At 59.5% G+C, this 19,461-nt stretch carries 18 protein-coding genes and 1 pseudogene; 5 read left to right on the forward strand and 14 right to left on the reverse strand.

All coding sequences use genetic code 11. The annotated features are described in order from the left end of the window. Window positions 1–40: 40 nt before the first annotated feature. Entirely contained in the window at window positions 41–802 is a 762-nt protein-coding gene (locus AB4N74_RS20040) for a YdcF family protein (protein ID WP_095125492.1), read from the reverse strand. A 104-nt stretch (window positions 803–906) separates the two neighbouring features. After that, the gene (locus AB4N74_RS20045) at window positions 907–1,230 is read right to left on the reverse strand and encodes a hypothetical protein (RefSeq protein ID WP_095048767.1); all 324 of its coding nucleotides are present in this window, start codon (window positions 1,228–1,230) and stop codon (window positions 907–909) included. Window positions 1,231–1,485: 255 nt separating this feature from the next. On the opposite strand from AB4N74_RS20045, the gene leuS reads away from it, so the two are divergent. The 4 genes from leuS to arfA all read left to right on the forward strand — a co-directional run bounded on the left by leuS (window position 1,486) and on the right by arfA (window position 6,210). Further along, the gene (leuS, locus tag AB4N74_RS20050; RefSeq protein WP_257356227.1) at window positions 1,486–4,092 is read left to right on the forward strand and encodes a leucine--tRNA ligase; all 2,607 of its coding nucleotides are present in this window, start codon (window positions 1,486–1,488) and stop codon (window positions 4,090–4,092) included. An 87-nt stretch (window positions 4,093–4,179) separates the two neighbouring features. Then, entirely contained in the window at window positions 4,180–4,785 is a 606-nt protein-coding gene (locus AB4N74_RS20055; RefSeq protein ID WP_093434604.1) for an LPS-assembly lipoprotein LptE, read from the forward strand. Between the two features lie 39 nt (window positions 4,786–4,824). After that, on the forward strand, window positions 4,825–5,862 hold the full coding sequence (gene holA, locus AB4N74_RS20060) for a DNA polymerase III subunit delta (protein WP_460097025.1): 1,038 nt from the start codon (window positions 4,825–4,827) through the stop codon (window positions 5,860–5,862). A 183-nt stretch (window positions 5,863–6,045) separates the two neighbouring features. Continuing rightward, on the forward strand, window positions 6,046–6,210 hold the full coding sequence (arfA, locus tag AB4N74_RS20065; protein ID WP_016986126.1) for an alternative ribosome rescue factor ArfA: 165 nt from the start codon (window positions 6,046–6,048) through the stop codon (window positions 6,208–6,210). 51 nt (window positions 6,211–6,261) lie between these two features. Here the strand turns inward: arfA and AB4N74_RS20070 are convergent, their stop codons facing one another. Next, a complete protein-coding gene (locus AB4N74_RS20070; protein ID WP_093434598.1) occupies window positions 6,262–7,194 on the reverse strand; it encodes a hypothetical protein in 933 nt (310 codons plus the stop codon). Between the two features lie 241 nt (window positions 7,195–7,435). Between AB4N74_RS20070 and AB4N74_RS20075 the strand changes: the two genes are divergently transcribed. Next, window positions 7,436–8,758 carry a lytic murein transglycosylase gene (locus AB4N74_RS20075; RefSeq protein WP_460097027.1) on the forward strand — a complete coding sequence of 441 codons (1,323 nt, stop codon included), beginning with the start codon at window positions 7,436–7,438 and terminating at the stop codon, window positions 8,756–8,758. 125 nt (window positions 8,759–8,883) lie between these two features. Here AB4N74_RS20075 and AB4N74_RS20080 read toward each other — a convergent pair whose 3' ends face one another. The 11 genes and pseudogenes from AB4N74_RS20080 to rsfS all read right to left on the reverse strand — a co-directional run bounded on the left by AB4N74_RS20080 (window position 8,884) and on the right by rsfS (window position 19,433). Continuing rightward, window positions 8,884–9,834: a S66 peptidase family protein gene (locus AB4N74_RS20080; RefSeq protein ID WP_414925477.1), complete on the reverse strand. Its 951-nt coding sequence runs from the start codon at window positions 9,832–9,834 to the stop codon at window positions 8,884–8,886. 173 nt (window positions 9,835–10,007) lie between these two features. Next, entirely contained in the window at window positions 10,008–11,006 is a 999-nt protein-coding gene (lipA, locus tag AB4N74_RS20085; protein ID WP_161986515.1) for a lipoyl synthase, read from the reverse strand. 25 nt (window positions 11,007–11,031) lie between these two features. After that, entirely contained in the window at window positions 11,032–11,679 is a 648-nt protein-coding gene (gene lipB, locus AB4N74_RS20090) for a lipoyl(octanoyl) transferase LipB (protein ID WP_320336278.1), read from the reverse strand. Next, on the reverse strand, window positions 11,679–11,954 hold the full coding sequence (locus AB4N74_RS20095) for a DUF493 domain-containing protein (protein WP_008087908.1): 276 nt from the start codon (window positions 11,952–11,954) through the stop codon (window positions 11,679–11,681). Before AB4N74_RS20095 ends, lipB begins: the two co-directional genes overlap by 1 nt. A gap of 85 nt (window positions 11,955–12,039) precedes the next feature. Next, a complete protein-coding gene (locus AB4N74_RS20100; protein ID WP_038361911.1) occupies window positions 12,040–13,197 on the reverse strand; it encodes a D-alanyl-D-alanine carboxypeptidase family protein in 1,158 nt (385 codons plus the stop codon). 187 nt (window positions 13,198–13,384) lie between these two features. Continuing rightward, a pseudogene (locus AB4N74_RS20105) lies at window positions 13,385–14,393 on the reverse strand (septal ring lytic transglycosylase RlpA family protein). Then, a complete protein-coding gene (mltB, locus tag AB4N74_RS20110) occupies window positions 14,393–15,403 on the reverse strand; it encodes a lytic murein transglycosylase B (protein ID WP_093434581.1) in 1,011 nt (336 codons plus the stop codon). Before mltB ends, AB4N74_RS20105 begins: the two are co-directional and overlap by 1 nt. A 17-nt stretch (window positions 15,404–15,420) precedes the next feature. After that, window positions 15,421–16,524 carry a rod shape-determining protein RodA gene (gene rodA / locus AB4N74_RS20115; RefSeq protein WP_175559619.1) on the reverse strand — a complete coding sequence of 368 codons (1,104 nt, stop codon included), beginning with the start codon at window positions 16,522–16,524 and terminating at the stop codon, window positions 15,421–15,423. Window positions 16,525–16,555: 31 nt separating this feature from the next. Further along, window positions 16,556–18,451 carry a penicillin-binding protein 2 gene (gene mrdA / locus AB4N74_RS20120; protein ID WP_093434576.1) on the reverse strand — a complete coding sequence of 632 codons (1,896 nt, stop codon included), beginning with the start codon at window positions 18,449–18,451 and terminating at the stop codon, window positions 16,556–16,558. A 10-nt stretch (window positions 18,452–18,461) separates the two neighbouring features. Further along, window positions 18,462–18,929: a 23S rRNA (pseudouridine(1915)-N(3))-methyltransferase RlmH gene (gene rlmH, locus AB4N74_RS20125; protein WP_003185785.1), complete on the reverse strand. Its 468-nt coding sequence runs from the start codon at window positions 18,927–18,929 to the stop codon at window positions 18,462–18,464. Between the two features lie 9 nt (window positions 18,930–18,938). After that, window positions 18,939–19,433 (reverse strand): ribosome silencing factor, encoded by a 495-nt coding sequence (rsfS, locus tag AB4N74_RS20130; RefSeq protein WP_016986117.1) that lies wholly within the window; start codon window positions 19,431–19,433, stop codon window positions 18,939–18,941. Window positions 19,434–19,461 lie beyond the last annotated feature (28 nt).

Raw genomic sequence — 19,461 nt, forward strand, 5'->3', positions numbered from 1 at the left:
TTTTCCCAAGGAGCTGCCGCAGGCTGCGATCTTTTGATCTTCAGCGGTAAAACAGCGAATACCCCACCTGCCCCACCGCTTCATTCAACAACTGCCCGCTCTGCCAGATCGACTTGAACTCCGGCAGCCAGCCACCAAACGGTCTCGCGTTATCGGTTCCGAGAAATCCGACCGGGGCCGGCACCACTTCAAAACCCGCCTGTTGAAAACTCCATACCGATCGCGGCATGTGCCAGGCCTGCGTCACCACGACCACGCGCTTGATCCCCTGCGGCAACAAGATATCGGCCGTGAACTTCGCATTTTCCCACGTAGTGCGGCTCTCGCCTTCCTGCCAGCGCACGGTCACGCCAAAATCGTCGCGCAATGAATCCGCCATCAACTTCGCCTCGGTCGGCGGCGTACCATAATGCAGGCCACCCGTGGTCAAAATCGGCAAACCGGATGCCTTCGCCAGTCGAGCCGCATACCGCTGACGCTCAAGGCCCACGCCGGTCGGCTGATCCTCTCCCCAGGCCAGATCACCGCGCTCGCGGCCGGAACCCAGCACCACAATCGCGTCAGCGCGCTGCGCCAACGTCGCCCACTCTTCACGGGCCAGCGGTGGCTCGCGTTCCAGAGCTTTCGCGCCCCACTGCACGACCACCGGCAGGCTCATCAGCCACATTCCGCCAAAGCCAATGGCAAAACACAATCCAGCCAGGCGCGGCCGTGAGCGGCGCAGCCACCAAGCGGCCAGCAACAGCAGCAAAAGAATGCCGGGTGGTAACAAAAGTTGTTTGATGAAATAACGAAAAGGCATCGAGCATCTCCACAGATGCCCGAAGCCTAAGAGTGTTAATAAAGCGTTACAACCAATAGGTGGGATCCCGTTGAAAAAGATCCGGTTCTTGACCTGCCATGCGTTTACTTGGCCTGTACAGAGCGAACCTTGACGGTGTCTCTGCCGGGCGCCTTGTCCTTGAGCCAGATGACCTTGGCCGAATGTGCTGCATCGAGCTGCTTCACTGCCTGTGACAAGCATCCGTGCGTTTCACGTTCACTGCGATCCAGATAGGCCTTGACCAGTTTGAACTCGGCGGGGCTCAAGCCACGCAATTCCAGTTCCAGGGGGCGCTCGTCGCGCAGCCGGTCAGCGGTTTTTAATGCGTCCAGGGCCATACCAAGACGATCGATCAATCTTTCGTACAACTCGGGTTTCGTCACGTTTTTTTGCCGTTGCTCCACCATCCCTCACCTCATTGAAGATAAGACTCACTCCCCAGTTAGAGCTTAGCTTCGCTGCACAAACCGGCTGCACGCCGCGACCAACGGCCCTCGCCACGGATTTGCCGGGACAAACAGCTGTAATCAGGGTTTCCCTAGGCCGAGCGCGGTCATGTATGCTACGGCGCTTCCTGTAATTCCACTTCCAGCTCGTCCGGGCCAACCCCGGCACCTGCGTTGAAGAGGATTAGGCCACCCCTATCCAGTACAAAAGTAGCCATGCACGAACAATATCAGCCCCGTGAAATCGAAGCCGCCGCCCAGTCGTTCTGGGACGAGCAAAAGTCCTTTGAAGTCAGTGAACAGCCAGGCAAGGAAACCTACTACTGCCTGTCGATGTTCCCTTACCCCAGCGGCAAGCTACACATGGGGCACGTGCGCAACTACACCATCGGCGACGTGATCTCCCGCTACCAGCGCATGCTCGGCAAGAACGTTCTGCAACCTATGGGTTGGGACGCGTTCGGCATGCCGGCAGAAAACGCCGCGATGAAGAACAACGTCGCGCCGGCCAAGTGGACCTACGAAAACATCGCCTACATGAAAACCCAGCTGCGCAGCCTGGGTCTGGCGGTCGACTGGTCGCGCGAAGTCACCACCTGCAAACCGGATTACTACCGCTGGGAACAATGGCTGTTCACTCGTCTGTTCGAAAAAGGCGTGATCTACCGTAAAAACGGCACCGTGAACTGGGACCCGATCGACCAGACCGTTCTCGCTAACGAACAGGTGATCGACGGTCGCGGCTGGCGTTCCGGCGCGCTGATCGAAAAGCGCGAAATCCCGATGTACTACTTCAAGATCACCGCCTACGCGGATGAGCTGCTGGAGAGCCTCGACGAACTGACTGGCTGGCCTGAACAGGTCAAGACCATGCAGCGCAACTGGATCGGCAAATCCCGCGGCATGGAAGTGCAGTTCCCGTACAACGTCGACTCGATTGGCGAAGCCGGCACCCTGAAAGTCTTCACTACCCGTCCGGACACCCTGATGGGCGCGACCTATGTCGCCGTGGCTGCCGAGCATCCACTGGCGACCCAGGCAGCGCAGAACAACCCTGAGCTGCAAGCGTTCATCGCTGAATGCAAGGGCGGCAGCGTCGCTGAAGCCGACGTCGCCACGCAAGAAAAGAAAGGCCTGCCGACCGGCCTGTTCGTCGAGCATCCGCTGACCGGTGAAAAACTCCCGGTCTGGGTCGCCAACTACGTGCTGATGCACTACGGCGACGGCGCAGTCATGGCTGTACCGGCGCACGACGAGCGCGATTTCGAATTCGCTCACAAGTACAACCTGCCGGTGAAATCGGTAGTGCGTACCAGCTCTGGCGACAGTAACCCGGCCCCGTGGCAAGACGCCTATGGCGAGCACGGTACGCTGATCAACTCTGGCGAATTCGACGGCCTCGACTTCGCTGGCGCGTTCGACGCCATTGAAGTGGCCCTGATCAAGAAAGAACTGGGCGCCTCGCGCACCCAGTTCCGCCTGCGCGACTGGGGCATCAGCCGCCAGCGCTACTGGGGCTGCCCGATCCCGATCATCCACTGCGATGCATGCGGTGACGTGCCGGTGCCGGAAGATCAATTGCCTGTCGTCCTGCCGGAAGATGTGGTTCCAGACGGCGCCGGTTCGCCGCTGGCGCGCATGCCTGAGTTTTACGAGTGTAGCTGCCCGAAATGCGGCCAGCCTGCCAAGCGTGAAACCGACACCATGGATACGTTCGTCGAGTCGTCGTGGTACTACGCCCGTTACGCCTCGCCGCACTTTGAAGGTGGCCTGGTGGAAAAATCCGCAGCCGACCACTGGTTGCCTGTCGATCAGTACATCGGTGGTATCGAACACGCCATTCTGCACCTGCTTTACGCGCGCTTCTTCCACAAGCTGATGCGTGACGAAGGCCTGGTCAGCTCCAACGAGCCGTTCAAGAACCTGCTGACCCAAGGCATGGTGATCGCCGAAACCTACTACCGTCGCGAAGCCAATGGTGCTTACACCTGGTTCAACCCGGCGGACGTAGAACTCGAGCGCGACAGCAAAGCCAAGGTCATCAGTGCCAAGCTGAAATCCGACGGTCTGCCGGTAGAAATCGGCGGCACCGAGAAGATGGCCAAGTCGAAGAACAACGGCGTTGACCCACAGTCGATGATCGATCAGTTCGGCGCCGACACCTGCCGCCTGTTCATGATGTTCGCTTCGCCACCTGACATGAGCGCCGAATGGTCCGACTCCGGCGTCGAAGGTTCGCACCGTTTCCTCAAGCGCGTCTGGCGTCTGGCGCAAGCCCACGTCACTCAGGGCTTGCCGGGCAAGCTGGACATCGCCAGCCTGAATGACGAACAGAAGGCCGTGCGCCGCGCCATTCACGTGGCCATCAAGCAGGCCAGCCACGACGTCGGCCAGAACCACAAATTCAACACCGCCATCGCCCAGGTAATGACGCTGATGAACGTGCTGGAAAAAGCCGCGCAAAGCACCGAGCAGGATCGCGCGCTGATTCACGAAGGTCTGGAAGCCGTGACGCTGTTGCTGGCACCAATCACGCCGCACATCAGCCACGAACTGTGGAACCAGCTGGGTCACGCCGATGCAGTCATCGACGCCGGTTGGCCGGCAGTGGATGAAAGCGCTTTGGTGCAGGACAGCCTGACCCTGGTCATCCAGGTCAACGGCAAACTGCGCGGCCAGATCGAAATGCCGGCCAGCGCGACCCGCGAAGAAGTTGAAGCAGCAGCCCGCGCCAACGAAAACGTACTGCGTTTCGTCGACGGCCTGACTATTCGTAAAGTGATCGTTGTGCCGGGGAAACTGGTCAACATCGTCGCCAGCTAATTGGATCGGGCGTCAGGCTCGCCTGGCGCCAAGTAAAACCTTTCGGGCCGTACAGTCGGCCCACGTGGTTTCAAGGGGAGCAACACAATGATCAAACGCAATCTGCTGGTGATGGGCCTCGCCGTTCTGTTGAGCGCCTGCGGTTTCCAGCTGCGCGGTACCGGCACCAACGAACTGTCGATCAAGGAACTCGACCTGAGCGCCCGTAACGCCTACGGCGAGACGGTCACGCAACTGCGCCAGGTGCTGGAGTCGAGCGGCGTCAAGGTTTACAGCGGTGCTCCGTACAAGCTGTTCCTGGCTGACCAGCAAGAGAGCCAGCGCATCCTCAGCTACGCCGGTGCCGGTCGTACGGGCGAGTATCAAGTCAGTACTGTTCTGAACTACGAGATCCGTGGCGACAAGAACCTGCAACTGCTCAGCGACAAACTTGAAGTTCAGAAAGTGTTTATTCACGACGGTAACAACCTCGTGGGCTCCGATCAGGAAGCCAACGACGCCCGTCGCGAAACCACTCGCGAACTGGTCCAACGCATGATGTTGCGTCTGCAGCAACTGACCCCGGGTCAACTGCAGCAGCTGCAGCAAGCCGCCAATGACCGCGCCAAGGCAGAAGCCGATGCGCTGCAAGCGGCACAAAAGGCTGAAGCGGAAACCCCGCGCCAGTCGCCGCTCGAAATACCGCAGCAGTAAGACGTTCGGGGCGCTCAGGCGCCCCGTTCGGCATTTCTTATGAAGCTCACTCCCGCCCAACTCGGTAAACACCTGCAAGGTGCTTTGGCGCCTGTCTACATCATCAGCGGCGATGACCCGCTGCTGTGCCAGGAAGCCGCCGACGCCATCCGCAGCGCTGCGCGTCAGCAAGGTTTTGATGAACGCCAGGTCTTCGCCGCCGACGCCAATTTCGATTGGGGCACGTTGTTGCAGGCCGGCGCCAGCATGTCGTTGTTCGCCGAAAAGCGCCTGCTGGAACTGCGCCTGCCCTCGGGCAAACCCGGTGACAAAGGCGCCGCTGCATTCATCGAATACTGCTCGCGTCCCGCTGAAGACACGGTGCTGCTGATCAGCCTGCCGAAGATGGATGGCAGCGCGCAGAAGACCAAGTGGGGTAAGGCGCTGGTGGAAGGCCAGCAGACCCAGTTCATCCAGATCTGGCCGGTGGACGCCAATCAGTTGCCGAGCTGGATTCGTCAGCGCTTGTCTCAGGCTGGTTTATCGGCCAGCCAGGACGCGGTCGAACTGATTGCTGCACGCGTCGAAGGCAACTTGCTCGCTGCCGCGCAGGAAATCGAAAAGCTCAAATTGATGGCCGAAGGTGGGCAGATCACCATTGAAACCGTGCAGGCCGCCGTGGCCGACAGTGCGCGGTTCGACGTGTTCGGCCTGACCGATGCCGTGCTCAACGGCGAACCGGCTCACGCTTTGCGCATGCTTGAAGGCTTGCGCGGTGAAGGTGTCGAACCGCCGGTGATTCTCTGGGCGCTGGCGCGGGAGCTGCGCTTGCTGGCTAATATTTCGTTGCAATACAGCCAGGGTACGCCGCTGGACAAGTGTTTCAGCCAGGCGAAGCCGCCGGTCTGGGACAAGCGCAAACCTTTGATGAGCAAAGCCCTGCAACGCTACTCGGCGCAACGCTGGGCGCAGTTGTTGCTTGAGGCGCAGCGTATCGATGCGCAGATCAAAGGTCAGGCTGCCGGCTCACCGTGGATGAGCCTGAGCCGCTTGGCGTTGTTGATGGCTGGCCAGCGTCTGACACTCCCCGCCGAATAACCTGCTCTACCGCATAACGGCCATTCGCGAGCAAGCTCGCTCCCACATTGGAATGTATTCCAAATGTGGGAACGAGCTTGCTCGCGAAAGCGCCAGAACATTCCTACACAACAGAGACTGGACAGACGCCTGACATCGGCAGATTATTTCCCCCGCAAAACCCACTCAATCGAGAGAACCCTCATGAGCAAAAAGCCATCGAAACATGGCCCCAACAAGGCCAAATCCATCGTCGCCCAGCCCCTGTTCCGCAGTCGTCAGGAACGACCAACCAAGGGTAAAGGCAGCTACCGCCGCGAAGCCTTCCAGTCTGACAGCTGGGAGGCTTCTTACTTTCTGGCTGCCTGAAATTCACCCTTTTCCCTCCTCCCTTCCCTCGTTCCGGCTTCTTGTCTTCTGTTATTGAGTCTGGTCTGTCGCCTTAAAGATAAATGACGCTGATTGCTCAAGTGTTTGTGGCAGCGGGATGTAAATGATCGGAATTGTCACCCCTGTCAGTGCCCGGAAACGCCGCTGGTAAAGTTGCGCCCCCGCCAGACCAGTTGGCTTGGTGTAAAAAAAGGCTTCAATCGGCAATTGGCCCGGGATGTTCTGCGCCCAGGTTTTAAGCTTCGTGTCGTTGGGTGTGTTGAATGCATCTGGAGAAACCAGCCGGCCAGCACGCATACCTTCCAGAAACCGTCCAGCTGCTTGGTTATTGACAGAGTCACGTACATTAAATGAACACATTGACTCAAATTTATTGCCGCTAGCAGCGTCGTTTCGATACTTGCTCGCCCACTTGGCTGCCGTGTCAATTATCGGATTCTGTTCCTCGCAGCTTTTACTGGCTACCGGGTATCTGGGATGAGCCGCACAACCTCCGTTGGGACGAGCATTTGATGAACCATCAACCGGAAAGAAACACAAAATCTCTATGAGCTGTTTGCCCGGTGGCGTGCTCAGGATGGGATAAAAGATCAATCCACTGTCATAGGTATAAGCGAGGCGTTTGACTTTGTAATCCGATCGCAAATAGGTGAACGATACTCCACCGTTAGCAACTGACGTCGGGCTCGGGTTCCAGGCATCGAACTGCGTGGATGGCTCCGTGCCACGCACCAGCAACCCGGAACACAGGAAAGCAGGTTTCGACGCGGCGCCACAATTGTCACGTGTATCTCGATAACGTTTTTCCAACTCCACTGCCAACTGTGCTCCACTGACAGCATTGGCCGAGGCGCCAACCTCCACTGCGGCGCCATCAGAATGCTCATGCTGTTTTTCAAGGGTATTGGAGGAGGAGCATCCGGCCATCAATGCGAGCAACAGTATTGTTGAGAACCTTTTCATTTGAGCACCTGCATCCTAGAGAGATGAGACGCGCGACGGCTGAAGATGCGCGATACCAGGAGGATTAAACGCTTGAAAATATCCATAGAACAGCTGTTAGAACTGACAGTTGAGTGGGCAAGAAAAAGGGGCTACGATTCTCAGTCAGGCTGTGCGTGACAATGCAATTTCTGGCTGGGCAGCCGATTCATTCAGCAGGCATGTTAAGGTCTGCACCTGATTCGTTTTCCTGGAACTGTGCATGCCCCCAAGTCTTTCCCGTCGTTGGCCTGTTCGCCAACTGATCGCTGCCTCCAGCTTCATTCTGCTTGTCGCCTGCGCGGAAAAACCCACCGCCGCCGATGCGCAACCCCTTCAAGCTGCCCCTGTCGCCACGGCCCCAGCGATTATCCCGCCGGTAGTGCCGTCCGCCGACCCTCTCGACCTGCAACCGACTCAAACCTTCGCTGAATGGCAGGCCGGTTTCCGCAAGGATGCCCTGGCCGCCGGAATTCGCGCGGAGCTGTTCGATCGCGCGTTCGCCAATGTCAGCTTCGACGCCAGCGTGATTCGGGCCGACCGCAGTCAACCGGAGTTCTCCCGGCCAGTGTGGGAATACCTCGATGGCGCCCTCTCGCCACTGCGCGTCCGTAAAGGTCAGGCACTGATCAGTCAGTACGCCGACATCCTGCAAAGCATCGAACAGCATTATGGCGTTGACCGTCAGGCACTGGTTTCGGTGTGGGGCATGGAAAGCAATTTCGGTCAGTTTCAGGGCAGCAAGTCGGTGATCAACTCGCTGGCCACCCTCGCTTACGAAGGCCGTCGGCCGGGCTTTGCTCATGCGCAATTGATCGCTGCGCTGCAGATCCTGCAACAGGGTGACATCACGCCAGAGAAGATGCTCGGCTCGTGGGCTGGCGCCATGGGGCAGACCCAGTTCATTCCGACCACTTACAACACTCACGCAGTGGATTTCGACGGTGACGGTCGCCGCGATATCTGGGGCAGTCCTGCCGATGCGCTGGCCTCAACTGCGCATTACCTGCAAAGCTCCGGCTGGCAACGTGGCCAGCCGTGGGGGTTTGAAGTGCAGCTGCCGAGCAGCTTCAACTACACCCTGGCTGATGGCGCGATTCGCAAGAGTGTCGCCGAATGGCGTCAGTTGGGCGTGACTCTGCCGAATGGCGGTCAGGTGCCAGCAGGCTCTGAACAGCTGTCTGCCGCCCTGCTGCTGCCGGCTGGTTATCGTGGGCCGGCGTTCCTGATCCTCGACAACTTCCGTGCGATTCTCAAGTACAACAACTCCTCGTCGTACGCGCTGGCAGTGAGCCTGTTGTCCGAGCGTTTCAGCGGTGGCGGCTTGATCAACGGCAGTTGGCCAAAAGATGACCTGCCGCTGAGCCGCACCGAGCGTATGGAGTTGCAGACCCTGCTGAGTGCGCGCAATTACGATGCCGGCACGGCGGACGGGATTATTGGCGCCAATACGCGCAAGGCGATTCGCAGTGCCCAGCAGTCATTTGGCTGGCCGGCGGATGGTTATCCGACGCATAAACTGCTGGAAAACCTGCGTTCCCAGTAGTGGTCAGTTTGTATGGCTGATGGCGCCTTCGCGAGCAAGCTCGCTCCCACATTGGATATCTGTCATTCACAGAACCCTGTGGGAGCGAGCTTGCTCGCGAAGACTGACTGTCAGGCAACCGACTTCTAAGCCTTGATCACCACATCCTGCTCCAGCATCAATTCCTTCTTCCCGGCATCCAGCCGCACCAACGCGCCCATCGGCAATGTCAGGTTCGGATCACAATGCCCGCTACGCCAGCCAGACAAAACCGGAATTCGTAAAGGCTCGAAGGTCTGCTTGAGCAAGCGGTTCAGCGCTTCGACATCCACGCCAGCAATATCCCCAACCAACACCCCGCGCAACTTGGCCAACTTGCCGGCCAGACGCATCTGGGTCAGCAACCGGTCAATACGATATAGCGGCTCGTTGACGTCTTCGATCAGCAGAATCACCCCTTCGACATCAATCTCGTATGGCGTACCCAACGTCGATGCAATCATCGCCAGATTGCCGCCAAGCAAGCGACCGTGGGCGATACCGGGTTCGACCGTGGTCAACGGATAAGCCACCGGATGGCTCAGCACACTTCCCGCCTTCAATTGCCCGCGCAGCATGGCAAAGAACGAAGTGACGGTTGGCGGCTCCTTGTCGCCCAGCAGATCGGCATTGAGTAGCGGCCCGTGGAAGGTCACGAATCCGGCATAACGGCTGATGGCCAAGTGCAGCGCGGTGATATCGCTGTAGCCAACGAATGGCTTGGCATGGCGGCTCAGCAGGTCGTAATCGATCCGGTCGAGCAGGCGCGGCGTGCCGTAGCCGCCGCGCAGGCAAATGATGGCATCGACCTCGGGATCAGCGAACGCCGCGTGCAGGTCACGCAAGCGCACATCGTCACTGCCGGCCAGATATCCGTCCTTTTCATAGACACCGGGAAACACCTTCAGCCCATAGCCACGGGCGCGCATCCATTGCACCGCCTTGTCGGTGTCCAGAGCACCGGGACCGGCAGGTGCAATAACACCGACCAGCCCCTCTGAAGGCAGTGCGGGCACGGCTCTGTGTGGACAAAGTGTGTGAGTCGGTCGAACGGTCATCCTTGGATCTCCCTGTGAAGTCATGCACACACAGTAGTCAGGTACGGCGGCAAACAGAAGAGGGTCAGCCACGCCGTGGATTGAAGGAAAAATCAGCAGCGAAGGTAATCCGGGCAAAAAAATGCCCGCCGGGCGTTAAAACCTCGGCGGGCATTTTTTCATTCAGCGCCGGATCAGGAACCCAGCAGCTCAGCCTTGACCAGCTTCGCTTGCTCGTCGGCGTGGTATGAAGAACGCACCAGCGGCCCCGAGGCAACGTTTTTGAAGCCCATCTTGTAACCTTCCTCGGCGAACCAGGCGAAGGTGTCCGGGTGCACAAAGCGCTGCACCGGCAAGTGACTACGGGACGGTTGCAGGTACTGGCCGAGGGTCAGCATGTCGATGTCATGTTCGCGCATGCGCTTCATGACTTCGATGACTTCCTCGTCGGTCTCACCCAGACCCAGCATCAAGCCGGATTTGGTCGGAATATGCGGCATCATCTGCTTGAAGCGTTGCAGCAAGGTCAGCGACCACTGGTAATCCGAACCTGGGCGCGCTGCCTTGTAGAGGCGCGGCACGGTTTCCAGGTTGTGGTTGAACACATCCGGCGGCTCGGCCGCGGTGATTTCCAGCGCGACATCCATGCGACCACGGTAGTCCGGAACCAGAGTTTCCAGCTGCACGTTCGGCGACAGTTTGCGGATTTCGCGGATGCAGTCGGCAAAGTGCTGGGCACCGCCGTCGCGCAGGTCGTCGCGGTCAACCGAAGTGATCACCACGTACTTGAGCTTGAGGTCGGCAATGGCGATGGCCAGGCTTTCCGGCTCATTGACGTCCAGTGGCTTCGGACGACCGTGGCCGACGTCGCAGAACGGGCAGCGACGGGTGCAGATGTCGCCCATGATCATGAAGGTCGCGGTGCCGCCGGAGAAGCACTCGCCAAGGTTCGGGCAGGATGCTTCTTCGCAGACGCTGTGCAGCTTGTGCTTGCGCAGCAGGCTCTTGATCCGGTCGACTTCCGGCGAAACCGGGATACGCACACGAATCCAGTCAGGTTTCTTCGGCAGTTCGGTGGTCGGAATGATCTTTACCGGGATGCGTGCAACCTTCTCGGCGCCGCGCAGCTTGACGCCGGCTTCTACCTTGGGACGCGGGGCCGGGCGCTCGGTCACGTCGAGCGTCGGGATCATGGTTTGCACTGCATCAGTAGTCATATCAGTCGATTCCGCCCGTCAGGGTCGTCTGCTCAGCATAGTCGAGGTGTTTGACGAGCTGCGCGCGCAGCCGGGCACTTACCTCGGCAAATTCAATCGATCCTGCGTGGTCGCTCAGCTGGGTCATCGCCAGCCCGGCATAGCCGCAGGGATTAATCCGTCGAAACGGTTCCAGGTTCATATCCACGTTCAGGGCCAGGCCATGAAAGGAACAACCGTGGCGAATCCGCAAACCCAGAGAAGCGATTTTCGCTCCATTGACGTACACGCCGGGAGCGTCTGGCTTGGCGGCAGCGATTACGCCGTAGCTGGCCAGCAGTTCAATCAGGCAAAGCTCCATGCGGCTGACCAGATCGCGCACGCCGAAACCCAGCTTGCGTACATCCAGCAGCAGATAGGCGACCAACTGGCCGGGGCCATGATAAGTCACCTGCCCGCCGCGATCGACCTGCACCACCGGAATATCTCCCGGAAGCAACAAGTGTTCGGCCTTGCCGGCCTGGCCTTGAGTGAACACCGGTGGGTGCTCGACGAGCCAGATTTCGTCGGCGGCATCGCTGCCGCGTTCGTTGGTGAAGCGTTGCATGGCATGCCAGACCGGCTCGTAAGCCATCTGGCCGAGCTCACGAAAGCCCAGCGTGCCCGACATCACAACACCATGTGCACGAAGCCGGTCGCCCGCAGTTCGCTGTTGATGTTGTACAGCTGATCCTGATCGGTCGCGACGATGTGTAACTGAATGGTGGTGTATTTGCCGTTGCTGCTCGAACGCTCGTCGACACGCTCATCATTGATCTTCGCGAATTTCTTCACGATTTCGATGATCTTGTCTTTGTGGCCAACCCCCGTGTCGCTGATTACCTTAACCGGATAATCAACCTGGGGAAATTCGATCTTTGGCGCCTTTACTTCGGTATCGGTCATGGCGTAACGGCCTCTTGAGCGCAAGCCGTGATAACGCGCATGGCCCCGCACCAGGTCGGGGCGGGGCCATGCAGGTCAACACAAATCAGTTGAACAAGCCGTAGAAGAATAGACGGATGCTATCCCACATGCGGCGGAAGATACCACCCTCCTCGACGCCATCCAGAGCGATCAGGTCAGCGCTGTGCACGACCTTGTCTTCCAGTTTGACTTCGACTTTACCGATCACGTCGCCCTTGGCGATTGGCGCGGTCAGTTGCGGGTTCATGGTCATGCTCGCAGCAAGCTTTTTCAGCTGGCCTTTTGGCAGGGTCATGGTCAGGTCTTCAGCCAGGCCGGCCTTGACTTGATTGGTGGTGCCTTTCCACACCGGGGCCTGAGCCAGTTCGGTGCCCTTCTGATAGAAGGTCTGGGTTTCGAAGAAGCGGAAACCGTAAGTCAGCAGCTTCTGGGTCTCAGCGGCGCGTGCCACTTCGCTGTTGGTGCCGAACACCACGGCGATCAGACGCTGGCCGTCACGTACAGCCGAGGACACCATGCAGTAGCCGGCTTCGTCGGTGTGACCGGTTTTCAGACCGTCAACGGTCTTGTCGCGCCACAGCAGCAGGTTGCGGTTAGGCTGCTTGATGCCGTTCCAGAAGAACTCTTTCTGCGAGTAGATCGCGTAGTGAGCCGGGTCTTCGTGGATGATCGCACGGGCCAGGATCGCCATGTCGTGAGCCGACGAGTAGTGCTCCGGGTTTGGCAGACCGGTCGGGTTCATGAAGTGGGAATTGGTCATGCCCAGATCAGTCACAGTCTTGTTCATCAGGTCGGCGAACGCGTCTTCGCTGCCGGCGATGTGCTCGGACAGCGCCACGCTGGCGTCGTTGCCGGACTGGATGATGATGCCGTGCAGCAGGTCGCTGACAGTCACCTGCGAGCCGACTTTGATGAACATCCGCGAACCGCCGGTGCGCCAGGCGTTTTCGCTGACGGTCACCGGATCGTTTTCACCGATCTGGCCGCGACGGATTTCCAGGGTCGCGATGTAAGCGGTCATCAGCTTGGTCAGGCTGGCCGGTGGCAGACGCTGGTCGCCATTGTTCTCGACCAGTACGTTGCCGCTGCTGGCATCCATCAGAACGTAGGCCTTGGCAGCCAGTTGCGGTGGCGACGGCATCATCTCGGCCGCGAAGGCGGCTGGCGAGAGGAGCAGCGGGACTAGCAGACACAGGCGTTTGGCAAAGGTGGTGATGTTCATCCGTCTCTCGAAATCGCTAATGGAAACTGTCCTTGCGGACAAAATTTAATCAGATGACTTTCTAACGAGTCATCGCGTGTTCAGTTGCTCACTCCAGTCACCCTTGCCGGGCTTTTGTTCTTCGACGAGCCAACAACCTGGTTCACCCCCCGATACCGCAAGTGAACCGTCAATCAAGTTCTACGTATTACTCGGTGACCACACTTGGCGAACCAAGGTTGGCCAGGCGCACGCTGTTCTGCACCTGGGCAATTTCACCCGGCGAGCCGATCGGCCCCAGGCGAACCCGGTGCAGGGTCTGTTGATTGCGCACGATCGAGCTGATGAACACCGGAGCGCTCACCATCCCGCTGAGCTTCGACCTCAGCAGTTCTGCAGCGTCCGGGTTGGCGAACGCGCCCACCTGCAGATACTGGCCAGACGCTGGTGCAGAAGCGTTTTTTTGCACTCATCGGCACAGGGACGGTGTCGGAGGCATGTTGCTGCGGTGGTGGCGTCCATTGCTCGACGGTGCCGGCCGAGGCCGTGATCACCGGGGCGCTATTCTGCGCGACTTGCGGCTCGTTGAGCATCAAAGGCGCCGGACGGCCCTTGGCGGCCCACCATTGCTGAGGATCGATGCCTTCGACCTTGACCCGCGCGGTGCCGATTTCGGCATAACCGAGCTTCTTCGCCGCAGCATAGGACAGGTCGATGATACGGTCGGAATAGAACGGCCCACGGTCGTTGACCCGCAGGATCACGCTCTTGTTGTTGTCCAGGTTGGTCACCCGAACGTAACTTGGCAGTGGCAATGTCTTGTGGGCGGCACTCATGCCGTAAAGGTCGTAGACCTCGCCGTTGGCCGTGTTCTGACCGTGAAACTTGGTGCCGTACCAGGACGCCGTGCCCGAAGCCACGTAGGTCTTCGATTCCTGCAGCGGGAAGTAGGTCTTGCCCAGCACCGTGTACGGGTTGGCCTTGTACGGACCGGTGTGCAGGGTCGGCGTGGCGTCCGGGATGCGCGACACATCGACGTCCCACCACGGCGCGCCATCTTTATGCGCACGGTTGATGTCCAGGCCCGGCTGGGCACGCACAGCGGTCGTGGTGGTTTTCTGAGTCGGCGAACGGCTGGTCGAGCAACTGGCGACCAGCACCGCCAACGCAGCGAATGCCACCAGCTTCAGGGGTTTATTGTTAGGCAATGCCCGCATTACTTGACGCCCCGTGCTTGTACCAGCTGTTCAGACAGTTGATGTACGGCCATGGCGTACATCACGCTGCGGTTATAACGCGTGATCGCGTAGAAATTCTTCAGGCCCATCCAGTATTCAGGGCCGTTGTCGCCTTCGAGGCGAAATGCAGTAACCGGCATATCATCGCGCAGCGCATCATGACTTGACCAGCCCAGCGCCCGCAACTCTCCAACGGTTTTCGTCGGCTCAATGCCGGTGGTCAGGCCTTCATCGACCTGCTCGCCGCGGACATCGGCACGGCTGACCACCGGCTCACCGGCGACCCAGCCGTGACGCTTGAAATAACTCGCGACGCTGCCGATCGCATCATCCGGGTTGTTCCAGATATTGATGTGGCCGTCACCGTCGAAATCCACCGCATAGGCGCGAAAGCTGCTCGGCATGAACTGCGGCAGGCCCATGGCCCCGGCGTACGAGCCTTTGAGGGTCAATGGATCGACCTGCTCTTCACGCGCCAGCAGCAGGAACTCACGCAGTTCCTTGCGGAAAAATTCGGCACGGGGAGGATAGTCGAAACCGAGCGTCGACAAGGCATCGATCACCCGGTAATTACCGGTATTACGTCCGAAAAAGGTTTCAACGCCGATGATCGACACGATGACTTGTGCCGGCACGCCGTATTCCTGCTCGGCCCGGGCCAGGGTGGCCTCGTGCTGACGCCAGAAGTCCACACCACGGGCGATACGCGCGTCGGTGATGAACATCGGACGGTATTCTTTCCACTGCTTGACCCGCTCGGCAGGCCTGGAAATGGCGTCGAGAATCGCCTGCTTGCGCTGAGCTTCGCGGAACACCGCCATCAGCTGCTCACCAGCAAAACCGTAGTCGCGGGTCATTTCACCGACGAACTCGGCCACCTGCGGCGAGCCTTCGTATTCGCCGGCCAGCGCTTCCTGCACGCTGCCCAGCAGGCCCATCAGGCCTACCAATGGCGCGCATCGAGTCGCCCAGCCACGCATAACTTGCATTGAACTCTTCACCTTATTCAAACCTGTGCGATCCACTTGCGATGGGTATGGATCGACATCAAAACCCCAAACGCTGACAGCAGCGTCACCAGCGAAGTTCCTCCGTAGCTAATGAACGGCAACGGCACCCCTACAACCGGCAACAGGCCACTGACCATACCGATGTTGACGAAAACGTAAACAAAAAACGTCATGGTCAACGCGCCGGCGAGCAATTTGCCGAACAGCGTCTGGGCTTGAGCGGTAATCACCAGCCCCCGGCCAATCAGCAACAGATAGATCAGCAACAGCGCGCAGATACCGACCAGACCGAACTCTTCGCCGAGTACGGCAATGATGAAGTCGGTGTGGCTTTCCGGCAGGAAGTCCAGGTGCGACTGGGTGCCGAGCAGCCAGCCCTTGCCGAACACGCCGCCGGAACCGATCGCGGCTTTCGACTGAATGATGTTCCAGCCGGTGCCGAGCGGATCGCTTTCCGGGTCGAGGAAGGTCAGGATTCGCTGCTTCTGGTAGTCGTGCATGATGAAAAACCACATCGCCACCGACACCGGGATCGCCGCCGCCAGCACGCTGAGAATCCAGCGCCAGCGCAACCCGCCCATGAACAGCACGAACGCACCACCGGCGAGAATCAGCAGCGAAGTGCCGAGGTCAGGCTGACGGACGATCAGGATGAACGGCACACCGATCAGCATCAGGCTGATGCCGACATGCTTGAGTTGCGGCGGCAACGTGCGCTTGGACAGATACCAAGCGATGGTCGCCGGCATCAGGATCTTCATGAACTCCGAAGGCTGGAAGCGGATAACCCCGGGGATGTTGATCCAGCGCGTCGCGCCCATGGCGTTGTGGCCCATGATGTCCACCACCATCAGCAGCACCACGCCAATCACATAACCGAGCGGTACCCAACGGGCCATGAAGCGCGGTTCGAACTGGGCGATGACGATCATCGACACCAGACCGATACCGAACGAAGTGGCCTGTTTGGCCAGCAGATCCCAGCTTTTGCCACTGGCCGAATACAGCACGAACAGGCTACCGGCGGCGAGGATCAGCAGCAGGATCAACAACGGGCCATCGATATGCAGTCTTTGCAGCAGCGTCGCGCGGCGACGCATCACATCCTCACTGGAGAGCATGCGATCAAAGTTATTCATCACGGGCCGTAGCCTCCGCACTGATTGGGCTGGCGTATTCGGCCTTCAAACGTCCGTCCTGATCGAGCAGCCAGGCATCCATGACCTGGCGCACCACCGGCGCGGCAACGCCGGAACCGGACTCACCGTTCTCGACCATCACCGATACGACGATGCGTGGATCGTCGGCCGGAGCAAAACCGACGAACAAGGCGTGGTCGCGGTGGCGCTCCTGAACCTTGGAACGGTCGTACTTCTCGCCCTGTTTGATCGCCACGACCTGCGCGGTACCCGACTTGCCGGCGATGCGGTATTGCGCGCCGATCGCCGCTTTGCGCGCGGTACCACGGGCACCGTGCATGACCTGCTGCATGCCGTGGTTGACCTTGGTCCAGTCCGACGGATCACGCAGGACAATGTCCGGCATCGGGTTTTCATCCACCGGCTTCACCCCTTCGAGGGATTTGGCCAGGTGCGGACGGTTCCACACGCCTTTGTTGGCCACCAGCGCTGTGGCTTGTGCCAACTGCAGCGGAGTCGATTGCATGTAGCCCTGGCCGATCCCGAGGATCAGGGTTTCGCCGGGGAACCACGCCTGCTTGCGCGTCGCCCGCTTCCACTCGCGGGACGGCATCAGACCTGGGGATTCTTCGAACATGTCCAGCGAGACCTTCTGGCCGATGCCGAACTTGTTCATGTAAGCCGACAGCCGATCGATGCCGAGCTTGTGGGCCAGGTCATAGAAGTAGGTGTCGTTGGACCGCATGATCGCCGTGTCGAGGTCGACGAAACCGTCACCGGTACGGTTCCAGTTACGGTACTTGTGGTCATAGTTGGGCAGCATGTAGTAGCCAGGGTCGAATACCCGGCTCGACGCAGTGACCACACCGGAATCAAGGCCAGCAATTGCCACCGCCGGTTTGATCGTCGAGCCCGGCGGGTACAGACCGCGCAACACGCGGTTGAAGAGCGGCCGGTCGATGGAATCACGCAACTCGGCATAGGCCTTGAAGCTGATCCCGGTGACGAACAGGTTCGGGTCGAAACTCGGCTGACTGACCATCGCCAGCACTTCGCCGGTCTTCGGATCGAGCGCAACTACCGCACCACGACGTCCACCGAGCGCAGCCTCCGCGGCTTCCTGCAACTTGATGTCCAGGCTCAGAACAATGTCCTTGCCGGGAATCGGATCAGTGCGTTTGAGCACGCGCAAGACGCGGCCGCGGGCGTTGGTTTCGACTTCTTCGTAACCGACCTGACCGTGCAATTCCGGCTCGTAGAAACGCTCGATGCCGGTCTTGCCAATGTGGTGGGTGCCGCTGTAGTTGACCGGATCGAGGGTCTTCAGCTCTTTCTCGTTGATCCGCCCCATGTAGCCGACCGAGTGCGCAAAGTGCGCGCCCTGCGGATAGTGACGAACCAGCTGCGCCACCACTTCTACGCCGGGCAGCCGGAACTGGTTCACCGCAATCCGGGCGATCTGCTCCTCGGTCAGCTCGAACAGGATCGGCACCGGCTCGAACGGTCGGCGCCCCTGACGCATGCGTTTCTCGAAGATCACCCGGTCCTCAGGCGTCAGCTCCAGCACTTCGACGATGACGTCGAGCACTTGCTGCCAGTCGCCGGAGCGCTCGCGGGTCATGCTCAGGCTGAAGCTTGGACGGTTGTCCGCCACCACCACGCCGTTGCGGTCGAAAATCAACCCACGGGTCGGTGGAATTGGCTGCACATGGACACGGTTGTTTTCCGAGAGCGTCGAGTGGTACTCGTACTGGATCACCTGCAAGTAATACAGCCGCGCGATCAACACGCCGATCAGCAACATGATCGCAATGGCCCCGAACACGACGCGGCTACGCACCAGGCGTGCGTCCTTTTCGTGGTCCTTGATGCGGATCGGCTGAGACATGTGGGCTGGATTACTTGTGGTAAGGGTGACCGGACAACACGGTCCAGGCACGATACAACTGTTCGCCGATCAGGATCCGCACCAACGGGTGCGGCAACGTCAGCGGCGACAACGACCAGCGCTGATCGGCACGGGCGCAGACTTCAGGCGCCAGCCCTTCCGGGCCACCGACCATGAAATTGACCGTGCGCGAATCCAGCCGCCAACGGTCGAGTTCGACCGCCAACTGCTCGGTGCTCCAGGGTTTGCCGTGGACTTCCAGCGTGACGATCCGCTCGTTCGGCCCGACCTTGGCCAGCATGGCTTCGCCTTCCTGGCGGATGAATCGGGCCACGTCGGCATTCTTGCCACGGGTATTGAGCGGTATTTCCACCAGTTCCAGCGCCAGCTCGGACGGAAGACGCTTGGCATATTCATGCCAGCCTTCTTCCACCCACTTGGGCATGCGTGAACCGACGGCGATCAGGCGCAGTCGCACAGCAACCCCTTACAGCTGGTCTTTGTTGAGCTTGGTGAAATGCTCGTGGGTGTTTTCCGGGCTGTGATGCTTGGCGTCGGCCGCGCGGCTTTGCTCGGCACCGGCCCACAGGCGTTCCAGGTCGTAGAACTGACGTGCCGAGGCGGTCATCATGTGCACGATCACCAGGTCCAGGTCGAGCAGCACCCAGTCACTGTCGCCCTTGCCTTCTTCGCCCAGCGGCTTGGCGCCCTGCTTTTTGACTTCTTCGCGAACCTTGTCGAGCATCGCGTTGATCTGGCGGTTGGAAGTACCGGTGGCGATGATCATGTAGTCAGTGATGCTCTGCTTGTCGCGAACATCGATGATCTGGATGTCTTGTGCCTTGACGTCTTCCAGGGCAGCCACGGCCAGTTTGACCAGCTCGTCGCCTTTCAGCGGCTCATTGGTGTTGACCGGTTCTGGCAGCGGGGCGCTCTTGAATGTGCCTTTGCGCTTTACTTTGGTTTGGTCTTTGTCAGTCATATAAAACTCGTTTTGCTCGTATATTCGG

It is taken from the genome of Pseudomonas sp. H3_C08, from assembly GCF_054669455.1.

What these genes read in the sequence shown, in the direction of transcription:
- AB4N74_RS20040 (WP_095125492.1), bottom strand. Translation starts at nt 802, where the DNA reads ATGCCTTTTCGTTATTTCATCAAACAACTTTTGTTACCACCCGGCATT.
- AB4N74_RS20045 (WP_095048767.1), bottom strand. Translation starts at nt 1,230, where the DNA reads ATGGTGGAGCAACGGCAAAAAAACGTGACGAAACCCGAGTTGTACGAA.
- leuS (WP_257356227.1), top strand. Translation starts at nt 1,486, where the DNA reads ATGCACGAACAATATCAGCCCCGTGAAATCGAAGCCGCCGCCCAGTCG.
- AB4N74_RS20055 (WP_093434604.1), top strand. Translation starts at nt 4,180, where the DNA reads ATGATCAAACGCAATCTGCTGGTGATGGGCCTCGCCGTTCTGTTGAGC.
- holA (WP_460097025.1), top strand. Translation starts at nt 4,825, where the DNA reads ATGAAGCTCACTCCCGCCCAACTCGGTAAACACCTGCAAGGTGCTTTG.
- arfA (WP_016986126.1), top strand. Translation starts at nt 6,046, where the DNA reads ATGAGCAAAAAGCCATCGAAACATGGCCCCAACAAGGCCAAATCCATC.
- AB4N74_RS20070 (WP_093434598.1), bottom strand. Translation starts at nt 7,194, where the DNA reads ATGAAAAGGTTCTCAACAATACTGTTGCTCGCATTGATGGCCGGATGC.
- AB4N74_RS20075 (WP_460097027.1), top strand. Translation starts at nt 7,436, where the DNA reads ATGCCCCCAAGTCTTTCCCGTCGTTGGCCTGTTCGCCAACTGATCGCT.
- AB4N74_RS20080 (WP_414925477.1), bottom strand. Translation starts at nt 9,834, where the DNA reads ATGACCGTTCGACCGACTCACACACTTTGTCCACACAGAGCCGTGCCC.
- lipA (WP_161986515.1), bottom strand. Translation starts at nt 11,006, where the DNA reads ATGATCCCGACGCTCGACGTGACCGAGCGCCCGGCCCCGCGTCCCAAG.
- lipB (WP_320336278.1), bottom strand. Translation starts at nt 11,679, where the DNA reads ATGTCGGGCACGCTGGGCTTTCGTGAGCTCGGCCAGATGGCTTACGAG.
- AB4N74_RS20095 (WP_008087908.1), bottom strand. Translation starts at nt 11,954, where the DNA reads ATGACCGATACCGAAGTAAAGGCGCCAAAGATCGAATTTCCCCAGGTT.
- AB4N74_RS20100 (WP_038361911.1), bottom strand. Translation starts at nt 13,197, where the DNA reads ATGAACATCACCACCTTTGCCAAACGCCTGTGTCTGCTAGTCCCGCTG.
- mltB (WP_093434581.1), bottom strand. Translation starts at nt 15,403, where the DNA reads ATGCAAGTTATGCGTGGCTGGGCGACTCGATGCGCGCCATTGGTAGGC.
- rodA (WP_175559619.1), bottom strand. Translation starts at nt 16,524, where the DNA reads ATGCGTCGCCGCGCGACGCTGCTGCAAAGACTGCATATCGATGGCCCG.
- mrdA (WP_093434576.1), bottom strand. Translation starts at nt 18,451, where the DNA reads ATGTCTCAGCCGATCCGCATCAAGGACCACGAAAAGGACGCACGCCTG.
- rsfS (WP_016986117.1), bottom strand. Translation starts at nt 19,433, where the DNA reads ATGACTGACAAAGACCAAACCAAAGTAAAGCGCAAAGGCACATTCAAG.